Genomic DNA, 21,034 nt, shown 5'->3' with positions numbered 1-21,034 from the left:
CCCCCCCCCCCCCCCCCCCCCCCCCCCCCCCCCCCCCCCCCCCCCCGCGACGACCGGCCCCGGTGGGCTCCTCGGGAACCTCCGGGGCCGAGTACTTCAGGTGCCGTGCACTCCAGGGGCCGTGCAGGAGCGGGGCCGAACGGTCGCCCGGGCGACCGGAACGGGGCGGGGAGGGCACACGGGGGTCAGGAGAGCGCGCGGAACCCCTGTGCGTCCGCTCCGCCCAGCAGCGCCACGCTCAGCCACATCCCCGGCAGCTCCTCGGCGGGCACGTCCGTGTCCGTCACGATCCGCTCCACCGGAACGTCCAGCGGCGCGGTCGCCGGGTGCAGCGGTGTCACCAGTTCGGCCCTGTTGCCCATGGTGAGCAGCACCCGCACCGCGGTCCGCCCCCGGTGCCCCTCGGGCAGGGAGTAGGGCACGGTCACCCTCCAGCGCATGTCCGTCGGCAGGCTGTCCGGAGCGCGAAACCCCCAGTACCACGCCTCCTGGTCGGACATCTCCACCACCAGCGACGACACGGGGACCTCGGTCTCCTCGTCCGCCGGGGCGATCGTCCACTCCCGGCCCATCACGGCGTCCTGGGGCCTCTGCGCCTCGCGCTGCCACCACTTGTGGCGGCGCAGGGCCAGGTAGTCCTCGATCAGTCCTCCCGAGCCCGCCCTGCTGGCTGTCTCGTCCACTCGGTGTGCTCCTTCAGGGGGCGTGGAGCGCCGCACCGCGCACCACACGGCGTCGTCCCCCCGGTCCGCGGGCGGCGCCACCAGCCCGTACATGGGGTGGAGCACACCGTTCAAGGGGACTGTCTTTACCCTCTGCCCGGTAGGGGGGCGTGCATGCCGGACGCGACCGGGGATTTCCCGCACCCCGGTGACCTGGACGTTCTCGGCGGTTCTTCTCCCCCGGCCGGTCCCGGAGAAGGACCGGGCAAGCAGCGCGGGGGAACGCTCACCCTCGGTAAGCTCGTGGGCAACCCCTGCACCAACCTCCCCAGGAGCACACGCATGCGCGAGATCGAGGCCAAGTACCGCGTCGCCGACCCCGCCGCGCTCCTGGCCGCCCTCGACTCCGCCGGGGTCGCCCTCTCCGAACCCGCGGAGCAGGACGACCAGGCCTACGCCCCGCCCGGTTGGGAGTTCGGCATGCCCAAGGCGGGACGCACCTTCGCCCGACTGCGCACCCAGGACGGCGAGCACGTCCTCACCGCCAAGACCCCGGCCGCCAACCCCCTGGAGTACGTGGAGCACGAGACCGCCGTCGCCGACCGGGAGCAGATGCACCGGGCCCTCCTCCAGTTCGGCTACGTTCCGGCCCTGCGCATCGTCAAGACCCGCCGCGTCGGCCGGGCGGGCGGGATCACCGTGTGCGTGGACGAGCTGCGCGGCGTGGGCGTGTTCCTGGAGGTCGAGCTGACCGTGGACGACGACCGCGACGGCCCGGCCGTCCAGGAGCGGCTCGACGCGTGGGTGCGCTCGCTCGGCGCGGACCTGGAGCGCACCACCGACGGCTACGACGTCCTCGTGCACGCCGCCGCGGCGCACTGACCCGGGGAGGCCCCGGTCGGACGACGGTGCCCGACCGGGCGGCAGTGTCCCCGGTACCGGGCCCACCGGCCCCGGGCGGGGTGGCCGGAGGTCTCGCCGGGGTGGCCCGAGGTACCGTTCCGGGCGGGATGTCGGTGCTCGCCCGTAGGCTGCGGGCATGGGAAGCCGTATCTGTGTGATCGCCATCGACGCGGCCGACGCCGAGGCCGTGGCCGCGTTCTGGAGCCGTGTGCTGGACTGGCCGATCGTGGAGGAGGCCGAGGACGGGTTCAGTCTCGCTCCGCACACGGGGGCGGACCTGGGGGTCGACGTGTTCGCCGTGCCCGAGCGCAAGAGCATCAAGAACCGCCTGCACCTGGACCTGCGCGTCACGGACGGACTGACGGTGGCCCAGGAGCTGGAGAGGCTGCTGGGACTGGGCGCGGTGCAGGTGGACGTGGGACAGCCCGAGGACGCCAGGTGGACGGTGCTGGCCGACCCCGAGGGCAACGAGTTCTGCCTGCTGCACGGACAGGACGCGTCCTCCTGACCGAGCCTCCCGAGAGCGGGGGCGTGTCGCCGCGCTGACGCCGCTCCCGGAAGGAAGGTGCTTGCGGAGCCCGCCCCGCGTACCGCACGGCGGGCTCTTCCCGTGGGCCGACACGCAATATTGACAACCAACTGGTTGGTTGCTTCTATGGTGGTGCCCTCGCGTCGAGACCGGGACCTCCGGGTCGGTGGGGTGTGCTCCGGTTCGCCTCGGCGCGGTGCGAGAGGAGTGACGACCATGGCGACACGACGACGTACGGCCGGGTTCACCCGGACGCGGCCCCTGCTGCTCGGTGCCTCCACCATGGCACTCGCGGCCGTGCTCGGCTCGTCGATCTGGGCTTACGCCGATGACAGGAGCGGTGCGGCGCCGGACCCGGCTGACCACGCACCGCGAACCGCCGAGGAGAACGGTAGGGACATGACGGTGGACGCGAACAGCGGCGGGGACGTGCTGTCCTCCCTGGGGGAGGAGCTCGGCCTCACGCCTCCCTCCGGCTGGTACGAGGTCGACGTCCGCGTCGGGAACCATGACGGCGAACGGGTGACGGTCACCCGCCACCAGCCCACGGAGGAGGTCCGCCTCGGAGGGCCGCACGTCTCCGTCGTCAGGGGTGGGGACGGCCGCGTCGTCGGCTACACCGCACTGGACCCGGACGTGGACAACGACCCGGGGGACCTGCCGGACGCGGAGCAGGCGCGCCAGGCCGCCTACAGCTGGTTGGGGCGGCTCGACGACGACTACCTCCAGGGTCTGAGCGAGCAGTGGGTGGACCGCCATGACGAGACGGTCGTGGACGAGGACGGGCGCGAGCACGTCATCCCCGGCGTCAAGGTCAAGACCCGCCATGAGGACGGGCGTTACGCATGGGTCATCGTCGGAGCCGACTCGCGGGTGATGACCTTCGAGCGCGACGTCACCTGGGACACGGCGGCTCAGCGGCGGGCCACGCAGATGTGGCTGCACGACGCCTGGATCGCCGCGCTGGAGGGAAGCGGTGAACAGCCGCCTCCGCCCGCCGCGCTGGCCGACGGCGCCGCGTGAACAGGCCGGGTGGGCGGCGGGCCTGAGTCCCTTCCCCGACCAGGGCCGCCGACGACGGTCAGACGGCTCCGTCCGCACCGGACACCGGTGCGGACGGAGCCGTTCGCGTGGCGCTTCGGACGAACTCGACGATGTGATCCCGCAGGCGCGCCTGGGCCTCGTCCTCGTGGGCGTCCGGGCCCACGATCAGCCGGGCGAGCTGGGGTGTGATCTGCGGCCACGCGGCCAGACCGATGAGGCTCAGCAGCAGGTGCCGTGTGTCGAGCGAGAGCGGCGTGCCGAGCTGCCGCGCGAGGGAGGAGAGCTTGGCCTCGTACAGGAGGGCCCGGCCCTCCTCGTCGGGAAGCGGTTGCTCACCGTAGTGCAGGGACTCCCACAGCAGGAGCCTGAGCAGCTCGGGCCTGGTCCTGTGGTAGTCGAACACGCGCGCCACGTAGGAAGCCGGATCCGTGTCCTCGTCGAGCGCCACGACCTGGGACAACTCGTCCAGTGCGTCGCCCACCACGTGCTGGAAGAGCTGCTCCTTGTCGCCGAAGTTCGCGTAGATCCGCTGTTTGTTGATTCCGGCCCGTTCGGCGATGCGGTCCACACGCGCACCCGCGATCCCGTACGCGGCGAACTCCGTTCGCGCGGCCTTGAGCAGGAGTGCGCGAGTTGTTTCCGTTCTCTTGGTCATGGCGACATGGTAACGCAATACCAACTAGTTGGTTGCATTGGGTGGCGAAACGGTTTCCCGCCGCAGTGTGTGAGGCACGGTACATGGCCGGATCCGGACTGGGGGTAATTCCTTTTTCGCCTTGACAACCAACTGGTTGGTTTCCATAGTGGAGACATGGCATCGATAAAAACGGAGGGCGCCGTGGGCGGCCCTCCGACTTCTGCGCGCATGTCGTTTGCGATAACCGTCACCGCGCTTTCCCTCGCGGGAATGCTGGTGGTCGGCCAGCTCTACACCGTCATTCCGCTCTTCGCCCTCATGGCCGCCGACTGGGGGAGCGGTCCCACCTCGGTCGCGTGGACGGCCACCGCCTTCGCGATCGCCTACGCCACCGGCTTCCTGTTCGCCGGGCCGGCCGCCGACCGCTTCGGTCCCCGCCGCACGATCGTCGTCGGCCTCGCGGCCACCGCCGTGGTCACCGCCGTGGTCCCCCTCGCCTCGTCGCTGGGGGCGGCACTCGTCCTGCGCGCGGTCCAGGGGCTCGTGGCCGCGACCTTCGCCCCCTCCGCCTTCGCCTATATCGCGACCCGTGTCGATCCGCACCGCCGTGTCACCGCCATCACCTGGCTGACCAGCTCCTTCCTCGCCGCGGCGGTCCTGGGGCAGCTCGCGGCACAGGGCATCGGGCAGGCGCTCGGCTGGGAGTCGGTCTTCTTCGTCGGCGGTGCCGCGCTCGCCCTGGGCGCGGCCGGACTACGGCTGGTCCTGCGCGCGGACGAGGCCGCCGGAGGGGCGACCGTGGCGGACGCCTTCGCCGCCATGGCCGGGCTTGTGGGCAACGGGAGGCTCCTGCTGCTCTACGGCGCCACACTGACGGTCCTCACGGGCTTCGTGGGCGTCTACAGCGGTTTGCAGGTCGCGGGGCCTTCGGCGCTCGCCGGAGATGACGGCGCCCTGCTGGCCCTGCGCGCCAGCGCCCTCCCGGCGATGCTGGCCATCCCGCTGCTGACCCCCTGGTTGGCGAGGATCGCACCGGAGCGGCGGATCGCCCTCTCCCTCGGGGCCGCCGCCCTGCTGGCGGTCGTCTGCGCGTTCCTCAGCGAGGGCGTGGCCATCGGCGTGTGCCTCTTCGTCTTCGTCGCCGGTATCGCCGTGGCGGCCCCCGGCCTCGTCCAGGCCATCGGCGCGAGGGCGGGTGCCGCGCGCGGCAGCGCCGTCGCGCTCTACACCTTCTTCCTCTTCGTCGGCGCGGGGCTCGGCCCGCAACTGGCCACCGCTCTCGCCGGGTTCGGCTTCCCCGCGGTGTCGCTGGCCGCCGCCGCGATCCTGGGCGCCGGGGCGCTGCTGGCCCTGGGGGCGACGGTCCGCTCCGGGAGCGCGCGCCAGCTCTGAGAACGGGACCGGTCGCGGTCCGCGCGCCCGCACGCGACCGGTCCCGGCCGTCCCCACCCGCATCCCTTCCCGGGCCAGCCCGGACCCAGGATCGCCCCGACTTTTTCCCTGCCGTTTTCCGGACGTGCGTCCTTCCTTTTCTCCGTTGGCCTTTCGTGCGCGTGGGAAAAGGGGGACATCCGAATGCATTCAAAGATCAGAAAGGTGTGTGCGATGTCCAGTCAGATCGTTTCTGCCCTCTGTGTTGTGGGAGACAGGTTCGCCGGATTCGCGGTGCATGAGCGGGTCCAGACCCTCAGCGCGTTCCTGGGCGCACTGAGGGCGGGGGCCTACGACGACGTCCCCGGCCCGGTGACCCTCAGAGGAGGCCAGGGCATCGGCGAGTACGAGTGGGAGTACATCCGCGGCGTGCTCAGACGCCGCGGCCTGGAGGAGCGCATCCTCCTCCAGGAACACCCTCCCCGTCTCGCCAAGCGGGCCGAGGCGCACAAGCACCGCGAGGAGAACGTGCTGATCGCCGACCTCGGCCGCCATGACGACCAGATCTTCCACGCGGCCCTGCGCCTGCACCAGAACAACGAGCTGCTGCTCGACCACCAGACCGGCCAGCACACCCAGGGCATGGTCGTGGTCGAGGCGGCGCGCCAGATGTTCCTCGCCGTCACCGAGCGGTACTACACGCACCGCTGGCCCGAGCGCCACTACTACTTCGTGGTCAACTCCCTGGCGACCACGTTCGAGAACTTCCTCTTCCCGGTCGACGCGCGCATCCGCTACCTCATCCAGTCCGCCGAGCTGTCCGACCCCGCGCGACTGGAGTTCACCGCACGTGTGGACATCGAGCAGGGCGGTCGCCGCGCGGCGCGCTCCGAGGTCGCCTTCACCGCCTTCGACACCGCCGTACTGAAGGGGGTCGAGCACCGCCGCGCCGAACGGGCCCTCGACCACATGCTCGCGAGCACGTCCGCGCGGCAGCCCGAGCACACCGCCGCGTCCCTGGCCTGAGGCCTCTCGCGCGGGACCACCACCGGACCGTCCGGTCCACAGTCACCCGTGAACACCTGACACAGAGAGGAAACGCCGTGTTGGAGAGCCAACCGCGGCACAGACCCCGCTACGGGGCCTTCTTCGACGTCGACGAGACCCTGATCTCGGACAAGAGCATGTTCAGCTTCCTGGCCTTCTACCTGCGTGAGCGCGGTGAACCGTCGTCGGTCTACGACCGTCTGGCGGGCGAACTGCGCGGGCGGGCACGGCAGGGCACGCCCCGCGAGGACGTCAACCGCGCCTACTACCGCCTCTACCGGGGGGAGGCCCGGGCCACGGTCGCCGCGAGCGGCAGGCGCTGGTTCGCCGAACGGGTCCGGGACCCCGGCTTCCTGCACACCCGTGCCGTGGACGAACTCGACCGCCACCGCGCCGCCGGTGCGGACACCGTCCTCCTCTCGGGTTCCTTCTTCGCCTGTCTGGACCCGGTGGCCGAGGCGCTCGGGGCGACCGCGGCCCTGGGGAGCGAACCGGTGGTGCGCGGCGGCCTGTTCACCGGAGAGGTCACACGCACCATGATCGGCCGGGCCAAAGGCGAGGCGGCCGCGGAGTTCGCCGCCTCCCGCGGCCTCTCCCTCCCGGACAGCCACGGCTACGGGGACCACATCAGCGACCTCGCGCTGTTGGAGGCCGTCGGGCACCCGCACGTCGTCGCCGGCGACCCGGACCTTCGCGCGCACGCGGTCGCGCGTGGATGGCCCGTGCTGGAGACCCGTTCGACGCCGCGCTCCTACGGCGGCGCCTCGTCCGCGCACGTTCCCCTCCGCCACGGAGACGAGTGCCGCTGCGGCTGCGCGCTCGCGCGCTGGTCGACGGGGACCGACACCCACACCGACCCGGATTCCGCCGGGCGGCCCACACCTACGGGAGTTCGATGATGGTACAGACAAGGCGCGGGTCCGACACAGATGCCCGTTCGGCTGCCCGTTCGGCGCGCGCGGGTACGGGGTTGCTCTATCCCCAGACCCTGGTCCTGGGCGGTATGGCCGCCTGGTTGAGCCTGATCATGCTCAACAACGTCACCGACAGCGGAACCAACACCGCGCTCATCGGGCAGGTCCTGACGATGGAGGGGCTGATCGCCGACCCGGTTCGCGGCAACGGGCTCGTCGGCCGGGCGCTCCCCGCGAGCCTGGCCGCCCCCGCGCTCTACGCGGTCATCGCCTACCAGGTGCTCAGCGTGGTGCTGTTGTGGGCGGCGACCGCGGCGCACGTGCGTCTGTGGTTCGGACGCGGGGACGGCACCCGCGCGACCCTCCTGGGCAACATCGCGCTCTGCGCCCTGGCGGGACTGGCCCTGATGTTCCTCGTGGGCGGGCTGTGGTTCGGGTACTGGATCGCGATGCCCGCGGTTCAGCAGGTGCACTTCACCCTGCTCATCGTCGCCATCGGCGCGATGGTCCTGGTCAATCTGCCCCGCGCTGTTCCCCCCTCCGGGAACGGGGCCTGACAGGGAGGGCGCGGCCGGGCCACCGTCCGGCCCGGCCGCGCCCGGGACCACCGCCCACACCGGGCGGATCCGCCCCTCCCGGAACACCTGAAGACTTACGGAGAGCACATGGAACACACCAGAACCTGGCAGCCTGTGCCGATCGGCGTGATCGGCACAGGCTCACACCTCCCCTCACGGGAGGTCGGCAACACCGAGGTGGGCGCCCCGGCGGGGGTCGACGACGCCTGGATCATCCGCAAGACCGGCATCCGGAACCGAAGATGGGCCGACCCCGGGGAGGCGACGTCCGATCTGGCCGTGAAGGCGGGGCGCGCGGCGCTGGAGCGGGCGGGGGTCAGCCCGGCGGACCTGTCCTTCGTCGTCGTCGCCACCTCCACCCCGGACTCCCCCCAGCCGCCCACGGCGACCGCCGTCGCCGAGGGGATCGGCGCCACACCGGACACGGCGGCGTTCGACATCAACGCGGTGTGCAGCGGATTCGTCTTCGCGCTGTCGGTGGTGCAGCGCGCGCTCAGCGCGTCGGGGGACGGCTACGCCCTGGTGATCGGAGCTGACGTGTACTCCCGGATACTCGATCCGGCCGACCGCAGGACGGTGGTGCTGTTCGGTGACGGAGCGGGTGCGGCGGTACTCGGTCCGGTGCCCCGCGGGCGGGGAGTGATCGCCACGAGGCTCAGCAGTTCGGGGGCCCACCGGGACCTCATCCGTGTCCCGGCGGGCGGAAGCCGCCTTCCGGCCAGTGAGGCGACCCTCGCCAACGGAGAGCACTACTTCACAATGGACGGTCGCGGTGTGCGCGACTTCGTCAGCGAGCACGTCCCTCCCGCCGTACGCGCGTTCCTCAAGGACGTCGACGTGCCCGAGGCCGACATCGCTCACCTGGTCCCGCACCAGGCCAACGGGCACATGATCGAGGGCCTCGCACGGGAACTGGGTCTGGTCGCGGCGCGGGTGCACACGACCGTGCACGAGTACGGGAACACGGGGGCCGCCTCCATCCCCATCACCCTGGACGCGGCCGTCCGCTCGGGCGAGGTGCGCTCCGGTGACACGCTCCTGTTGACCGGGTTCGGAGGTGGAATGGCCAGCGGGTTGGCGCTCATGCGTTGGTGACCGGCCTGACACGGCCGGTCGGCCCGGGGGCGACGCGCACACATGACACGGCCGCCGCGGAGTCCTCCCATCCGCCCCGCGGCGGCCGTGCGTCACCCGCGCCCCGCTACTCCCTGGGCCGCTGGTCGACGATGCGGCGGAACTTGCCCACCGAGCGTTCGATCTGTTCGGGGTCGACCACGTCCACGGTCACGCTCACGCCGACCCTGTCCTTGACCGTCGCCACGATCTGCCTGCTGAGGGTCACGCGCCGCTCGGCGGTGCAGTCCGGGGCCGCCTCGATGCGCACCGCCATGCGGTCCAGGCGCCCCTCCTTGGTCAGCACCAGCTGGAAGTGCGGGGCCAGCCCGTCCAGGCCCAGCACGATCTCCTCGATCTGGGTCGGGAAGACGTTCACGCCGCGCAGGATGATCATGTCGTCGCTGCGCCCGGTCACCTTGTCCATGCGCCGCATGGGCCGGGCCGTGCCCGGGCGCAGCGTGGTCAGGTCGCGGGTGCGGTAGCGGATCACCGGCATGGCCTGCTTGGTCAGCGAGGTGAAGACCAGTTCGCCGTTCGAGCCGTCGGGCAGCACGTCCTGGGTGAGGGGGTCGAGCACCTCGGGGTAGAAGTGGTCCTCCCACACGTGCAGGCCGTCCTTGGTCTCCACGCACTCGTTGGCCACGCCCGGCCCCATGACCTCCGACAGGCCGTAGATGTCCACGGCGTGGATGTCGAAGCGCTCCTCGATCTCGGTGCGCATCTTCTCGGTCCAGGGCTCGGCGCCGAAGATCCCGAGCTTGAGCGAGGTCGTACGCGGGTCGATTCCCTGATGCTCGAACTCGTCCATCAGTGTCAGCATGTAGCTGGGGGTGACCATGATGATGTCGGGTTCGAAGTCCCGGATGAGCTGGACCTGCTTGGCCGTCTGCCCGCCCGAGGCCGGGATGACCGTGCAGCCGAGCCTCTCGGCGCCGTAGTGGGCGCCCAGTCCGCCGGTGAAGAGCCCGTAGCCGTAGGAGACGTGCACCTTGTGCCCGGGGCGCCCGCCCGCGGCGCGGATGGAGCGGGCCACCACCTCGGCCCAGGTGTCGATGTCCTCGCGGGTGTAGCCCACGACGGTGGGGCGGCCGGTGGTCCCGCTGGAGGCGTGGATGCGGCTGACCCTCTCCTGGGGGACGGCGAACATCCCGAAGGGGTAGTTGTCGCGCAGGTCGGCCTTGGTGGTGTGCGGGAAGTGGCGCAGGTCCGCCAGTTCCCGCAGGTCCTCGGGACGCACCCCGGCCTCGTCGAACTTGCGGCGGTACAGGGGCACGTTGGCGTAGGCGTGCTCCAGGCTCCACCGAAGGCGCTCGAGTTGCAGGGCGCGCAGCTCGTCGACACTCATGCGCTCGGCCGGATCCAGGGTCTCGGGCGCGGGTGCCCGTCCCAGACGGGCGGTGGCTCCGGCCGACAGCGTGGTGGTGTCGTGGCTTGCCATGGGCCTCTCCGTGTACTGTGCGCGGGACCCGCCAGGACGCGGGCGCCTGGGTGGGGTGGGCGGGTGGGCGCGCGGATCTCGTGGCGGCGCGGTCCGTCGCGGATCGGACCGACTTGCTTACTGACCGAACGTTCGGTTACTAATGCATTAACGCAGTCTCCGGGCAGCCGTGTCAAGGAGAGGTGTCGATGATTTCACAGGCGACGGTGGCCCCGACCACCGTCTTTACCACGGGAGGTCGCACGTGAGCGAGGTCTACTTGGTCGACGGGGTGCGAACCCCGCAGGGCCGCTACGGCGGCGCCCTGGCAGCGGTGCGCCCCGACGACCTGGCCGCCACGGCCGTCGCCGAGGCGGTCCGCCGCGCGGGCGTGCCCGGCGAGGCCGTGGACGAGGTCATCCTGGGCGCCGCCAACCAGGCGGGCGAGGACAACCGCAACGTCGCGCGCATGGCGGCGCTGCTCGCCGGACTCGACCCGAGCGTGCCCGGCTACACCGTCAACCGGCTGTGCGCCAGCGGCTTGACCGCCGTCGCCTCCGCCGCGCAGGCCATCCGCGCGGGCGAGGCCGACGTGGTGGTCGCGGGCGGCGTGGAGTCCATGACACGCGCCCCCTGGGTGATGGCCAAGCCCGGAACCCCCTGGGCCAAGCCGGGCGAGGTCGCCGACACCTCCCTGGGCTGGCGCTTCACCAACCCGCGCTTCGCGGCGGCCGACGCCGAGGCGCCCGCCGACGCGGGCCCCGACGACCTGCGCTACACCCTGTCCATGGGCGAGACCGCAGAGGAGGTCGCGCTCCTGGAGGGGCTCACCCGCGAGGAGTGCGACGCCTTCGCGCTGCGCAGCCACGAGCGCGCGGTCGCCGCCGCCGAGGCGGGCCGCTTCGACGCCGAGACCGTCCCGGTCGCCGTGCGCGGGCGCAAGGGCCAGACCAGCGAGGTCACCGCCGACGAGGGCCCGCGCCCCGGCTCCAGCATGGAGAGCCTGGCGAAGCTGCGCCCGGTCTTCCGCGAGGGCGGCATCGTCACCGCGGGCAACTCCTCCTCCCTCTCCGACGGCGCCTCCGCGCTGGTGCTGGCCGGTGCCGAAGCCGTGCGCCGCTACGGCCTGACCCCCCGCGCCCGCGTGGTCGCCTCCGCCTCGGCCGGGGTGGCCCCGCAGGTCATGGGCCTGGGTCCGGTCCCGGCCACCCGCAAGGTGCTCGGCCGCGCCGGGTGGGACCTGGACGGGGTCGGCGCCGTGGAGCTCAACGAGGCCTTCGCCGCCCAGTCCCTGGCCGTGATGCGCCAGCTCAAACTGGACGAGGAGCGCGTCAACGCCGACGGCGGCGCCATCGCGCTGGGCCACCCGCTGGGCAGCTCCGGCGCCCGCATCCTGGTCACCCTGCTCAACCGCATGGAGCGCGAGGACGCCGCCCGCGGCCTGGCCACCCTGTGCGTGGGCGTGGGCCAGGGCGTCGCACTGCTGGTGGAGCGCCCGTGAGCGGGAACGGCACCGCCGGGGACTTCACCACCCTGGACGTGGAGTGGCGCGAGGACCGCGTGGTGGTCCAGCTCCACCGCCCCGAGGCCCGCAACGCCATCAACGCGACGATGATCGCCGAACTGCACCGGGTGTGCGAGCGCGTCGAGGCCGAGCCCAGACCCCTGCTCCTGACCGGGCACGGCACCGTGTTCGCGGGCGGCGCCGACATCTCCGAGCTGCGCGAACGCGGCCGTGAGGAGGCGCTGGCCGGGATCAACAGCCGCCTGTTCGAGCGCCTGCACCGCCTCCGGGCCCCCACCGTGGCGGCCGTGGACGGCTACGCCCTGGGCGGCGGCGCCGAGCTGTCCTACGCCTGCGACATCCGCATCGCCACCCCCACCGCCGTGTTCGCCCAGCCCGAACCGGGCCTGGGCATCATCGCCGGTGCGGGCGCGTGCTGGCGGCTGCGGGAGCTGGTCGGCGCCTCGGTGGCCAAGCAGGTGCTGCTGGGCGGCTACCGCCTGGACGCCGAGGCCGCGCTGCGCCACGGCCTGGTCGCCGAGATCGTGCCCTCCGAGGAGCTGCGCGGGCGCGCCCACGCCCTGATCGACCGCATGGCCGCCTCCTCCGCGCTGGCCCTGCGCATGACCAAGATGGTCCTGGACGCCGACGGGCCCCACCCGCTCGCCGACGATCTGACGCAGGCCGTGCTGTTCGAGAGCGCCGACAAGCACGAGCGCATGACCCGTTTCCTGGAGAGGAAGAAGCGTTGAGCACCACCGAGCCGGGGAGCGCCGCGCAGGGCGTTCCCGCCACCGTCGCCGTCGTCGGCGGCGGCACCATGGGCGCCGGGATCGTCCAGCAGTTCCTCACCGTCGGCGCCGACGTGGTGCTGGTCGAGGCCACCGCCGAGGCGGCCGAGGCCGGACGCGCCCGCGTGGCGGCCGGGCTGGACAGGGCCCGCCAGCGCGGCAAGGTCGACGCCGAACCCGCCGCCTACCTGGCCCGGCTGTACACGGTCACCACCCCCGCCGACATCCCGGCCGACGCCGGGCTGGTCGTGGAGGCCGTGCCGGAGCGGCCCGAGCTGAAGATCGCCGTGCTCACCGCCGCCGAGGCCGCCGTGGGCGAGGACACCGTCCTGGCCTCCAACACCAGTTCGCTGTCGGTCACCGAACTGGCCGCCGCCCTCAAGCGCCCCGCGCGCTTCCTGGGCACCCACTTCTTCAACCCCGTCCCCGCCTCCAAACTCGTGGAGCTGGTCGTGGCCCCCGAGACCGACGAGGCCGTCCTGGCCTCGGCCCGCGCCTGGGTCGCCGCCCTGGGCAAGACGGAGATCGTGGTCCGCGACGCGCCCGGGTTCGCCACCAGCCGCCTGGGCGTCATGCTGGGTCTGGAGGCCATCCGCATGGTCGAGGAGGGCGTGGCCTCGCCCGCCGACATCGACACCGCCATGGAGCTGGGCTACCGCCACCCCATGGGGCCGCTGCGCCTGACCGACCTGGTGGGGCTGGACGTGCGCCTGGCCATCGCCGAGTACCTGGCCGCCGAACTGGGGGACCGGTTCGCGCCTCCGGAGCTGCTGCGCCGTATGGTCGCCGAGGGAAAGCTGGGCCGCAAGAGCGGCCAGGGCTTCCACACCTGGGACGAGGGAGAGTAGAGCGTTGAGCGAGGACACGGCGGCCGGACAGGCATCCGGGGCGGCGGAGTTCACCGAGGCCGACGGGCTGGCCACGGTACGGCTGAACACGCCCGCCCTGACCCGGCGGGTCAAGGAGGAGCTGCTGGCGGCGCTGCGTCAGGCGGCGGAGTCCACCACCGCCCGCGCGGTGCTGCTGCTGGGTTCGGACAGGGCCTTCTGCGTGGGCCAGGACCTGGCCGAGCACGCGCGGATCCTGGAGGAGCGCCCCCAGGACGCGCTGGACACCGTGCGCGAGCACTACAACCGCATCGTGCTGGCCCTGGAGGACGTCCAGGTGCCGGTCGTGGTGGGCGTCGGCGGCGCCTGCGTGGGCGCGGGTCTGGGATTCGCGCTGGCCGGGGACGTGCGGGTCGCGGCCCGCCGGGCCAAGTTCGGCACCGCCTTCACCGGCATCGGCCTGGCCTCGGACTCCGGGCTGGCCTCCCGCCTGGTGACCTCGCTGGGCCAGGCGCGGGCGATGGAGCTGATGCTGCTGGGCACGGTCGTGGGTGCCGAGCGCGCCCTGGAGCTGGGCCTGGTCACCGAGGTCGTGGACGACGACGCCTGGGAGGCGCGCGCCCGCGAGGTGGCCACGGGCCTGGCCTCCGGTCCCACCAGCGCCTTCGTCGCGGCCAAGCGGGAGGTGCGCTCGGCCGCCACCGGCGGGCGCGAGCTGCCCGAGCTGCTGGAGGAGGAGGCCGACCTCCAGAACCAGCTGGGGCGGACCGCCGACCACGTCGGAGCGGTGCGTGCCTTCCTGGCCAAGGAGAGGCCGACCTTCACCGGAAGCTGAGCTGGTACTTTCTCCGCCCGGCGGACTTGCCCGGGCGGGGAAATCCGGGGATACTAATTACTGACCGAACGTTCGGTTATGAATGGGGGTAGAAGCCAGTGAGTACCCAGACGGCCCGGGAGGCGCCTTCCGGCACCGACCCGGACCTCCAGGCCGAGTTCGACGCCAGGATCGGCGCCGACCAGCGCATCGAACCGCGCGACTGGATGCCCGAGGGCTACCGCAAAACGCTCGTGCGCCAGGTCTCCCAGCACGCGCACTCGGAGATCATCGGCATGCAGCCCGAGGGCGACTGGATCGCCTCCGCGCCCAGCCTGAGGCGCAAGGCCATCCTGCTGGCCAAGGTCCAGGACGAGGCCGGGCACGGGCTGTACCTGTACGCCGCCGCCGAGACCCTGGGCGTGGACCGCGCCGACCTGACCGAGCGCCTCATCGAGGGCCGCCAGAAGTACTCCTCGATCTTCAACTACCCGTCTCTGACCTTCGCCGACGTGGGCGTCATCGGCTGGCTCGTGGACGGCGCCGCGATCTGCAACCAGGTCCCGCTGTGCCGCAGCTCCTTCGGCCCCTACGCCCGTGCCATGGTGCGCATCTGCAAGGAGGAGTCCTTCCACCAGCGCCAGGGCTACGAACTGCTCATGCGCATGATGGAGGGCACCCCCGAACAGCGGGCGATGGTCCAGGACGCCGTCGACCGCTGGTGGTGGCCGTCGCTGATGATGTTCGGCCCGCCCGACGCCGACTCGCCCAACACCCGGCAGTCCATGGCCTGGGGCATCAAGCGCGACACCAACGACGACCTGCGCCAGAAGTTCGTGGACATGACCGTCCCCCAGGCCCGCAAACTCGGCGTCACCCTGCCCGACCCCGAGCTGGTCTGGAACGACGAGCGCGGCCACCACGACTTCGGCGAGCCCGACTGGGTGGAGTTCAAACAGGTCGTCTCCGGCGCCGGACCCAGGAACGCCGAGCGCGTCCAGCGCCGCCGGGCCGCGCACGAGAAGGGCGCGTGGGTCCGCGAGGCCGCCACCGCCTACGCCCGCAAGCACAGCAGCCCCGAGGAGGCCGCGGTATGAGCAACGACAGCACGGCCGGTTCCGGGGCGGCCCGCCCCGAGTGGCCGCTCTACGAGGTCTTCGTGCGCGGCAAGCGCGGCCTCAACCACGTCCACGTGGGCTCGCTGCACGCCCCCGACGACCACATGGCCCTGCACAACGCGCGCAACCTCTACACCCGCCGCAACGAGGGCGTGAGCATCTGGGTGGTGCGCGCCGAGCACATCGCCGCCTCCAGCCCCGACGAGAAGGACCCCTACTTCGCGCCCAGCGGCGACAAGGTCTACCGCCACCCGACGTTCTACCCCATCCCCGAGGACGTCCCGCACATCTAGGGCGGCGGCACGACCGGCGCACACGAGGCCAAAGGAAACGACATTGAGTGGCGACCACATCTACTCGGCCCTGAGCGAGGAGCACGGCGGTGACACCCGCTGGGCCTTCGGTACCGGCTTCACCGACGCCCTCGCCGGGGTGGACACCACCCTGCCCGAGGGGGTCGACGGAGCCGACCTGGCGCTGTACTGCCAGATGCTCGGCGACGACGCGCTCGTCCAGGTCCAGCGGCTCGTCCACTGGGTGACCGACGCCCCCGAGCTGGAGGAGGAGGTCGCGCTGGCCAACATCGCCCTGGACCTGCTCGGCCAGGCCCGCCTGCTGCTGGCCCGCGCCGGACAGGCCGACGGCACCGGACGCGACGAGGACGCCTTCGCCTACCGGCGCGGCCCCGCCGAGTTCCGCAACGTCCACCTGGCCGAGGCGCCCCGCGGCGACTTCGCCCGCGCCGTCCTCACCCTGCTGACGCTCTCCAGCGCGCGCCTGGCCGTGTTCGCCCGCCTGGCCGACAGCCGCGACCCCGTGCTGGCCGCCGTCGCCGCCAAGGCGGTCAACGAGCTGGCCTACCACCGCGAGTACGCGGTCTCGTGGGCCCTGCGCCTGGGCGACGGCACCCCCTACTCACGCGAGCGCATGACCGCCGCCGTCGCCGACGTGTGGCCGCTCACCGGCGAGCTGTTCGCCACCCACCCCGTCGAGGCCCGCATGGCCGAGCAGGGCGTGGGCGTGGACCCGGCCGCGGTGCGCGAGGAGGTGCACGCCGTCCTGGCCCAGGTGCTCACCACCGCGCGCCTGGACGCCCCCGCGCCCTTCCCCACGCCGGTCCTGGCCGGACGGCAGGGCCGGCACACCGCCGAACTGGCCCCCCTGCTGGACGAACTCCAGAGGGTGGCCCGCGAGCACCCGGAGGCGACATGGTGACCACCACCCGGGAGCAGGACCGCGAGCGCGCCGAGAGCGCCGCCGCCGCGGTCACCGATCCCGAACTGCCCATGCTCACCCTCGCCGACCTGGGCATCCTGCGCCGCGTGGAGGTCGGGGGCGACGGAACCGCCGCGGTGTGGATCACCCCCACCTACTCGGGCTGCCCGGCCCTGGCCGAGATGCGCGCGGACGTGGACCGCGCCGTGCGCGCCGCCGGGTTCGACCGGGTGGAGGTGCGCACCGAGCTCTCCCCGCCCTGGACCACCGACTGGATCACCGCCGAGGGCAGGCGCAAGCTCGCCGAGCACGGCATCTCCCCGCCGGGCCGCGCGCCCGCGCGGGCCGCCGGGCCGGTGCCGCTGACCCTGCTGCCCACCCGCACCGCCCCGCGCTGCCCGCTGTGCGGGTCCGGCCGGACCGAGGAGCTGTCCCGCTTCGGCGCGACCTCATGCAGGTCCCTGCACCGCTGCCGGTCCTGCCTCGAACCGTTCGAGCACGTCAAGGAGATCTGACCGTGACCACACCCGTCACCGAGACCGCGCCCGCGGCCGCGCGCCGCCGGGGCGCGTTCCACCGGCTGCGCGTGGCCGCCGTCGAGCGCCTGTGCGACGACGCCGTCGCCGTCACCTTCGACGTCCCCGACCACCTGGCCGAGGAGTACGCGTTCGCCCCCGGGCAGTCGCTGACCCTGCGCCGCGAGGTGGACGGCGTGGAGGAGCGCCGCAGCTACTCCGTGTGCGCCCCCGTCGGCCAGGCGCCCCGCGTGGGCGTGCGCCTGGTCTCGGGCGGCCTGTTCTCCAGCTGGCTGGTCAACGAGGTCCGCCCCGGCGACGAGGTGGAGGTGGGCGCGCCCACCGGCCGCTTCGTCCCCGACCTGGACACCGGGGCCCGCCACGTGATGGTCGCCGCCGGATCGGGCATCACCCCGGTGCTGTCCATGGCCGCCTCGCTGCTGCGCCGCACCGACTCCCGCGTCACCCTGCTCTACGGCAACCGCCGCAGCGACACGGTGATGTTCGCCGACGAGATCGCCGACCTCAAGGACGCGTTCGGAGCGCGCTTCGAGCTGGTGCACGTGCTCTCCCGCGAACCGCGCGAGGCCGAGCTGTTCACCGGTCGCCTGGACGGCGCCAAGCTGGAGGCGCTGCTGGACACGGTCGTGGCCGCCGACGCCGTCGACCACTGGTGGCTGTGCGGACCGTACGGCATGGTCACCGACGCCCAGGAGGTGCTGGCGGGCCGGGGCGTGCCGGGGGAGCGGGTCCACCAGGAGCTGTTCTTCGTGGAGGGCGCCGAGCCGCCGCCCCAGGCGCGCCACGAGGAGCCCGGAGTGGAGGGGCCCGCCAGCGAGGTGACCGTCGTGCTGGACGGGCGCACCACCACCCTGACGCTGCCGCGCGGGGTGCCCGTGCTGGACGCGGCGCAGCGCTACCGTCCCGATCTGCCCTTCGCCTGCAAGGGCGGGGTGTGCGGTACCTGCCGGGTGAAGGTGTGCGAGGGCGAGGTGCGGATGCTGCGCAACTACGCGCTCAGCGAGGCCGAGGTGGAGGCGGGGTACGCGCTCTCGTGCCAGTCGCTGCCCGAGACCGACGCCGTGACCGTGGACTACGACGCGTGAGCGCGCGCAACGAGACCGCCTGGCGGATGTTCGAGGCGGACATGGCGTCCAAGAACCTGGGGATGCGCCTGGTCGAGGCCAGCGACGGACTGGCGGTCGTGGAGATGACGGTGGGGCCGCTGATGCTCAACGGGCACGGGATCGCCCACGGCGGGTTCGTGTTCACCCTGGCCGACACCGCGTTCGCGTGCGCGTGCAACGTGGACGGGGGAGAGGTGACCGTGGCCTCCGGGGCGGACGTGACCTTCGTGGCCCCGGCGAAGGAGGGCGACGTGCTGGTGGCCACCGCCCGGGAGCGGGCGCTGTTCGGCCGCAGCGGCCTGTACGACGTCACGGTCCGCCGGGGTGAGGAGGTCGTCGCCGAGTTCCGGGGCCGCAGCCGTATGCTGCCCCGGCGCGGCTAGCGGCCGCAACGAGGGGCACGGGGCCGGGACCGGCTCCATCCGTGTCAGGCGGGCCTCGTCCGGGCCGCGCCTTCAGTGCCGTGCAGGGGGCGCGAACACCCGGGGGCGATCGTGCGTCCCACGGGTGTACGGAGGACGCCGTCCTCCGCCGCGCCGCACCAGAAGGACCCCATGAGCGTCACGCCCCCCGCCCCCGTTCCCCCACCGCCCCGTGACACCGGCCTCCCGCCTGGCCTCAAGCCCCTGGAGAAGGGCGACCCGCGAAGGCTCGGCCCCTACCGGGTCGTGGGCCGGATCGGCGCGGGCGGCATGGGCGCCGTCTACGGGGGCCTCGACGGTGACGGGAGGTGCGTGGCCGTCAAGACCGTGCACGCCCGGTTCGCGCGCGGGCGCGGCCACCGCGAGGCCTTCGCCCGCGAGGTGGACATGCTGGCCCGTGCCCGGGGCGTGAGCACCGCGCGCCTGCACGCCGCGGACACCGCCGCCCGTGTGCCCTGGCTCGCCTTCGACTACGTCCCCGGCCGGGACCTGCGCGCCCACGTGCGCGCCTTCGGCCCCCTGGAGGGGGAGATGCTGCGCGCGTTCGCGACGGGCACCGCCGAGGGCCTGGCCGCGCTGCACTCCGCCGGGATCGCACACCGCGACATCAAACCCGGCAACGTCATCCTGTCCCCGGACGGGCCCAAGATCGTCGACTTCGGCATCGCCACCGCCGTCGGCACCCGGCGCGCGAACGACCAGGGCGCCTCCTACGGCACCCCCGGCTGGGTGGCGCCCGAACGCTACACCGGGGCCACCGCCGATCCGGCCGCCGACGTGTTCGCCTGGGGCGCCCTGGTGGCGCTCGCGGCCACCGGGCGCGACCCCTTCGGCCGCGGCACCCCCGAGGAACTGCGCCAGCGGGTCGCCGCCGGGCAGCGCGACCTGGCGGGCGTCCCCGACGACGTCCTCCCCCTGGTGGAGGCCGCGCTGGCCACCGACCCCGCGCTGCGCCCCCGCGCGGTCGAGCTCATGCGCGCCCTGCTGCCCGAGCCCGAGGAGGTCGGCCTGAGCGGACGCGGCGGCGCGGTCCCGGCCGCCGAGACCCTGCGCGCCCTGCTGCGCGGCTACTGGCGGGGGATCGACTCCGCGGGGCACGACCCCGCCGGGTGGGCGGCCGCCGTGGGCGTGCTCTCCGCGGCCGGGGTCACCGGAGGCGTGCTCGGCGGGGCGGGTGCCGGGACGGGCGCGGGCGGGGCCGCCGCCGGTACCGGCGGGGCCGCGGGCGCCGCCACCGGAACCACGGCGGCGGGAGCCACCGGCGGAACCCTGAGCGCCCTGGCCGGGTCCAAGGTGGCGCTGGCCGGTGCGGGCGTGCTGGTCACCGCCGGGATCGCGACCGGCGGCTACGTGGTCTACGACCAGGTCAGCGGTGCTCCGGCGGAGGCCGTCACCGCCGCCGCGACCACCCTGGAGGAGGGCGGCGGGTTCGTGGTCGAGGTCGAGCGCCGCTTCAGCGACGCGCACGCCGAGGAGGTCGCCGCGCGGACCGGTCAGGCGGTCGAGGCGGTGCTGGAGGAGAGCACGGCCACCGTCGAGTACCGCTACGCGGCCGACCAGGACGTCTTCCTGGCGAGTGGGGAGGTGATGGGGCAGGGGTCCGTCGCGGTCGCCGACAGCGGCGGGCGGCTGTACGTGTACGGGCCCGCCCTGGGGGAGAACGAGGCATCCGAACCGGTGGACCCCGCGTGGGAGGCCACCGCCGAGGACCTGGGGCCCGAGCTGGTCACCGGTCCCCTGCGCGCGATGGCGGAGTCGGAGAACCTGGAGGTGGGCGGATCCGGGGAGGGAACGGGCGGCGGGGTGTACACCGGCTCGCTCACGTCCCGGTTCGTGGTGGACGGCGAGGTGGTCGAGGAGGAGGCGCAGGGCCTGCTGGAGGTCGACGAGCAGGGCGGCCCGGTGCGCATGGAGTACGCCGGAGCCCTGTGGTGGGTGCGGACCGACTTCACCGAGGTGGGCGGGTCCGTGGAGGTGGCCGATCCCCACCAGGGGGAGGAGTCCGGCGGCGAACGCCTGGAGGTGCTCCACGCGCCCGTCTGCGGAGAGTTCGAGTTCTACGAACGCGACTGGCGGGTGCGCGCGGACGCCTGGGAGATGTCGTGCGACCGCGCCATGGAGGTGGCGGGGCTGCTGGGGAGTGAGGGCGGGCGCTCGGAGCTCGCCCTGGGGTACACCGGCACCGGGGTGCACACCTACTTCGTGGACCGCGAGCTGGCCTGTGTAGGGGTGAGGGAGTTGCTCCCGGGGCTGTCGGGAGCGGAGTCTCCCTGGTCGCTGGCCTCCTGCACGTCCGCCACCTCCCTCGGGGGGAGCGAGTACGGCTGGGAGGAACTGGAGTTCGGGGACTCCGTCCTCATCCGGTTCGTCCGGGTGGAATAGCGGTTCGTCCGGGTGGAACAGGCGGACGGTCGGTCCGGACGGCGCGGACCCCCGTCGGGGGCCCGCGCCGCCGGAGACCCCGAGCGGGCTTTCATCGCCCC

22 protein-coding genes are annotated in these 21,034 nt (G+C 73.1%); 19 read left to right on the top strand and 3 right to left on the bottom strand.

Annotated features, from left to right (window positions below; genetic code table 11):
* Positions 1-185 precede the first annotated feature (185 nt).
* A complete protein-coding gene (locus ACSIH6_RS32425; protein ID WP_435112155.1) occupies positions 186-683 on the bottom strand; it encodes a hypothetical protein in 498 nt (165 codons plus the stop codon).
* Between the two features lie 321 nt (positions 684-1,004).
* On the opposite strand from ACSIH6_RS32425, the gene ACSIH6_RS32420 reads away from it, so the two are divergent.
* From ACSIH6_RS32420 to ACSIH6_RS32410, 3 genes are all read left to right on the top strand, one after another.
* Positions 1,005-1,544, top strand: coding sequence for a class IV adenylate cyclase (locus ACSIH6_RS32420; protein ID WP_435112157.1), 540 nt, complete (start codon positions 1,005-1,007; stop codon positions 1,542-1,544).
* Positions 1,545-1,701: 157 nt separating this feature from the next.
* Complete coding sequence (locus ACSIH6_RS32415; RefSeq protein ID WP_435112154.1) at positions 1,702-2,073, top strand: VOC family protein; 372 nt, start codon at positions 1,702-1,704, stop codon at positions 2,071-2,073.
* A 237-nt stretch (positions 2,074-2,310) separates the two neighbouring features.
* Complete coding sequence (locus ACSIH6_RS32410; RefSeq protein WP_435112153.1) at positions 2,311-3,117, top strand: hypothetical protein; 807 nt, start codon at positions 2,311-2,313, stop codon at positions 3,115-3,117.
* A gap of 58 nt (positions 3,118-3,175) precedes the next feature.
* On the opposite strand, the gene ACSIH6_RS32405 is transcribed toward ACSIH6_RS32410, so the two are convergent.
* Positions 3,176-3,793, bottom strand: coding sequence for a TetR/AcrR family transcriptional regulator (locus ACSIH6_RS32405; protein ID WP_435112152.1), 618 nt, complete (start codon positions 3,791-3,793; stop codon positions 3,176-3,178).
* 210 nt (positions 3,794-4,003) lie between these two features.
* Between ACSIH6_RS32405 and ACSIH6_RS32400 the strand changes: the two genes are divergently transcribed.
* The 5 genes from ACSIH6_RS32400 (at position 4,004) to ACSIH6_RS32380 (ending at position 8,780) form a co-directional block, all read left to right on the top strand.
* Positions 4,004-5,167 carry an MFS transporter gene (locus ACSIH6_RS32400; RefSeq protein ID WP_435112151.1) on the top strand — a complete coding sequence of 388 codons (1,164 nt, stop codon included), beginning with the start codon at positions 4,004-4,006 and terminating at the stop codon, positions 5,165-5,167.
* Between the two features lie 246 nt (positions 5,168-5,413).
* On the top strand, positions 5,414-6,172 hold the full coding sequence (locus ACSIH6_RS32395) for an AfsA-related hotdog domain-containing protein (RefSeq protein WP_435112150.1): 759 nt from the start codon (positions 5,414-5,416) through the stop codon (positions 6,170-6,172).
* A 77-nt stretch (positions 6,173-6,249) separates the two neighbouring features.
* Complete coding sequence (locus tag ACSIH6_RS32390) at positions 6,250-7,092, top strand: HAD family hydrolase (RefSeq protein ID WP_435112149.1); 843 nt, start codon at positions 6,250-6,252, stop codon at positions 7,090-7,092.
* 71 nt (positions 7,093-7,163) lie between these two features.
* Positions 7,164-7,664, top strand: a complete 501-nt coding sequence (locus ACSIH6_RS32385; RefSeq protein ID WP_435112148.1) for a DUF2165 family protein — start codon at positions 7,164-7,166, stop codon at positions 7,662-7,664.
* A gap of 108 nt (positions 7,665-7,772) precedes the next feature.
* Complete coding sequence (locus tag ACSIH6_RS32380) at positions 7,773-8,780, top strand: 3-oxoacyl-ACP synthase III family protein (RefSeq protein ID WP_435112147.1); 1,008 nt, start codon at positions 7,773-7,775, stop codon at positions 8,778-8,780.
* Between the two features lie 106 nt (positions 8,781-8,886).
* Here ACSIH6_RS32380 and paaK read toward each other — a convergent pair whose 3' ends face one another.
* The gene (gene paaK, locus ACSIH6_RS32375; RefSeq protein ID WP_435112146.1) at positions 8,887-10,239 is read right to left on the bottom strand and encodes a phenylacetate--CoA ligase PaaK; all 1,353 of its coding nucleotides are present in this window, start codon (positions 10,237-10,239) and stop codon (positions 8,887-8,889) included.
* Positions 10,240-10,483: 244 nt separating this feature from the next.
* Between paaK and ACSIH6_RS32370 the strand changes: the two genes are divergently transcribed.
* From ACSIH6_RS32370 to ACSIH6_RS32320, 11 genes are all read left to right on the top strand, one after another.
* Positions 10,484-11,719, top strand: a complete 1,236-nt coding sequence (locus tag ACSIH6_RS32370; RefSeq protein WP_435112145.1) for a thiolase family protein — start codon at positions 10,484-10,486, stop codon at positions 11,717-11,719.
* Positions 11,716-12,474 (top strand): enoyl-CoA hydratase/isomerase family protein, encoded by a 759-nt coding sequence (locus tag ACSIH6_RS32365; RefSeq protein WP_435112144.1) that lies wholly within the window; start codon positions 11,716-11,718, stop codon positions 12,472-12,474. Before ACSIH6_RS32370 ends, ACSIH6_RS32365 begins: the two co-directional genes overlap by 4 nt.
* Positions 12,471-13,361, top strand: coding sequence for a 3-hydroxyacyl-CoA dehydrogenase family protein (locus ACSIH6_RS32360; RefSeq protein WP_435112143.1), 891 nt, complete (start codon positions 12,471-12,473; stop codon positions 13,359-13,361). The genes ACSIH6_RS32365 and ACSIH6_RS32360 overlap by 4 nt, the downstream gene beginning before the upstream one ends.
* Positions 13,362-13,365: 4 nt before the next feature.
* Positions 13,366-14,175: an enoyl-CoA hydratase-related protein gene (locus ACSIH6_RS32355; protein ID WP_435112142.1), complete on the top strand. Its 810-nt coding sequence runs from the start codon at positions 13,366-13,368 to the stop codon at positions 14,173-14,175.
* 98 nt (positions 14,176-14,273) lie between these two features.
* Positions 14,274-15,251, top strand: a complete 978-nt coding sequence (paaA, locus tag ACSIH6_RS32350; RefSeq protein WP_435112141.1) for a 1,2-phenylacetyl-CoA epoxidase subunit PaaA — start codon at positions 14,274-14,276, stop codon at positions 15,249-15,251.
* Positions 15,248-15,565 (top strand): 1,2-phenylacetyl-CoA epoxidase subunit PaaB, encoded by a 318-nt coding sequence (gene paaB, locus ACSIH6_RS32345; protein ID WP_017566758.1) that lies wholly within the window; start codon positions 15,248-15,250, stop codon positions 15,563-15,565. Before paaA ends, paaB begins: the two co-directional genes overlap by 4 nt.
* 43 nt (positions 15,566-15,608) lie before the next feature.
* Positions 15,609-16,487 (top strand): 1,2-phenylacetyl-CoA epoxidase subunit PaaC, encoded by an 879-nt coding sequence (paaC, locus tag ACSIH6_RS32340; RefSeq protein ID WP_435112140.1) that lies wholly within the window; start codon positions 15,609-15,611, stop codon positions 16,485-16,487.
* Positions 16,481-17,002 (top strand): 1,2-phenylacetyl-CoA epoxidase subunit PaaD, encoded by a 522-nt coding sequence (gene paaD / locus ACSIH6_RS32335; protein ID WP_435112139.1) that lies wholly within the window; start codon positions 16,481-16,483, stop codon positions 17,000-17,002. The genes paaC and paaD overlap by 7 nt, the downstream gene beginning before the upstream one ends.
* Before the next feature lie 2 nt (positions 17,003-17,004).
* On the top strand, positions 17,005-18,108 hold the full coding sequence (paaE, locus tag ACSIH6_RS32330; protein ID WP_435112138.1) for a 1,2-phenylacetyl-CoA epoxidase subunit PaaE: 1,104 nt from the start codon (positions 17,005-17,007) through the stop codon (positions 18,106-18,108).
* Positions 18,105-18,512, top strand: a complete 408-nt coding sequence (paaI, locus tag ACSIH6_RS32325; protein ID WP_435112137.1) for a hydroxyphenylacetyl-CoA thioesterase PaaI — start codon at positions 18,105-18,107, stop codon at positions 18,510-18,512. The genes paaE and paaI overlap by 4 nt, the downstream gene beginning before the upstream one ends.
* A gap of 171 nt (positions 18,513-18,683) precedes the next feature.
* Positions 18,684-20,933, top strand: coding sequence for a serine/threonine-protein kinase (locus ACSIH6_RS32320; RefSeq protein ID WP_435112136.1), 2,250 nt, complete (start codon positions 18,684-18,686; stop codon positions 20,931-20,933).
* The last annotated feature ends 101 nt before the right edge of the window (positions 20,934-21,034 follow it).

Origin of the sequence: Nocardiopsis synnemataformans (assembly GCF_965343085.1) — a bacterium.
GTDB lineage: Bacteria > Actinomycetota > Actinomycetes > Streptosporangiales > Streptosporangiaceae > Nocardiopsis > Nocardiopsis alborubida.
The sequence above is the reverse complement of the archived record's forward strand: the minus strand, read 5'-3'. Positions and strand labels throughout refer to the sequence as shown.

What these genes read in the sequence shown, in the direction of transcription:
- ACSIH6_RS32420 (WP_435112157.1), top strand. Translation starts at nt 1,005, where the DNA reads ATGCGCGAGATCGAGGCCAAGTACCGCGTCGCCGACCCCGCCGCGCTC.
- ACSIH6_RS32415 (WP_435112154.1), top strand. Translation starts at nt 1,702, where the DNA reads ATGGGAAGCCGTATCTGTGTGATCGCCATCGACGCGGCCGACGCCGAG.
- ACSIH6_RS32410 (WP_435112153.1), top strand. Translation starts at nt 2,311, where the DNA reads ATGGCGACACGACGACGTACGGCCGGGTTCACCCGGACGCGGCCCCTG.
- paaD (WP_435112139.1), top strand. Translation starts at nt 16,481, where the DNA reads ATGGTGACCACCACCCGGGAGCAGGACCGCGAGCGCGCCGAGAGCGCC.
- ACSIH6_RS32400 (WP_435112151.1), top strand. Translation starts at nt 4,004, where the DNA reads ATGTCGTTTGCGATAACCGTCACCGCGCTTTCCCTCGCGGGAATGCTG.
- ACSIH6_RS32320 (WP_435112136.1), top strand. Translation starts at nt 18,684, where the DNA reads ATGAGCGTCACGCCCCCCGCCCCCGTTCCCCCACCGCCCCGTGACACC.
- paaB (WP_017566758.1), top strand. Translation starts at nt 15,248, where the DNA reads ATGAGCAACGACAGCACGGCCGGTTCCGGGGCGGCCCGCCCCGAGTGG.
- ACSIH6_RS32380 (WP_435112147.1), top strand. Translation starts at nt 7,773, where the DNA reads ATGGAACACACCAGAACCTGGCAGCCTGTGCCGATCGGCGTGATCGGC.
- ACSIH6_RS32405 (WP_435112152.1), bottom strand. Translation starts at nt 3,793, where the DNA reads ATGACCAAGAGAACGGAAACAACTCGCGCACTCCTGCTCAAGGCCGCG.
- paaK (WP_435112146.1), bottom strand. Translation starts at nt 10,239, where the DNA reads ATGGCAAGCCACGACACCACCACGCTGTCGGCCGGAGCCACCGCCCGT.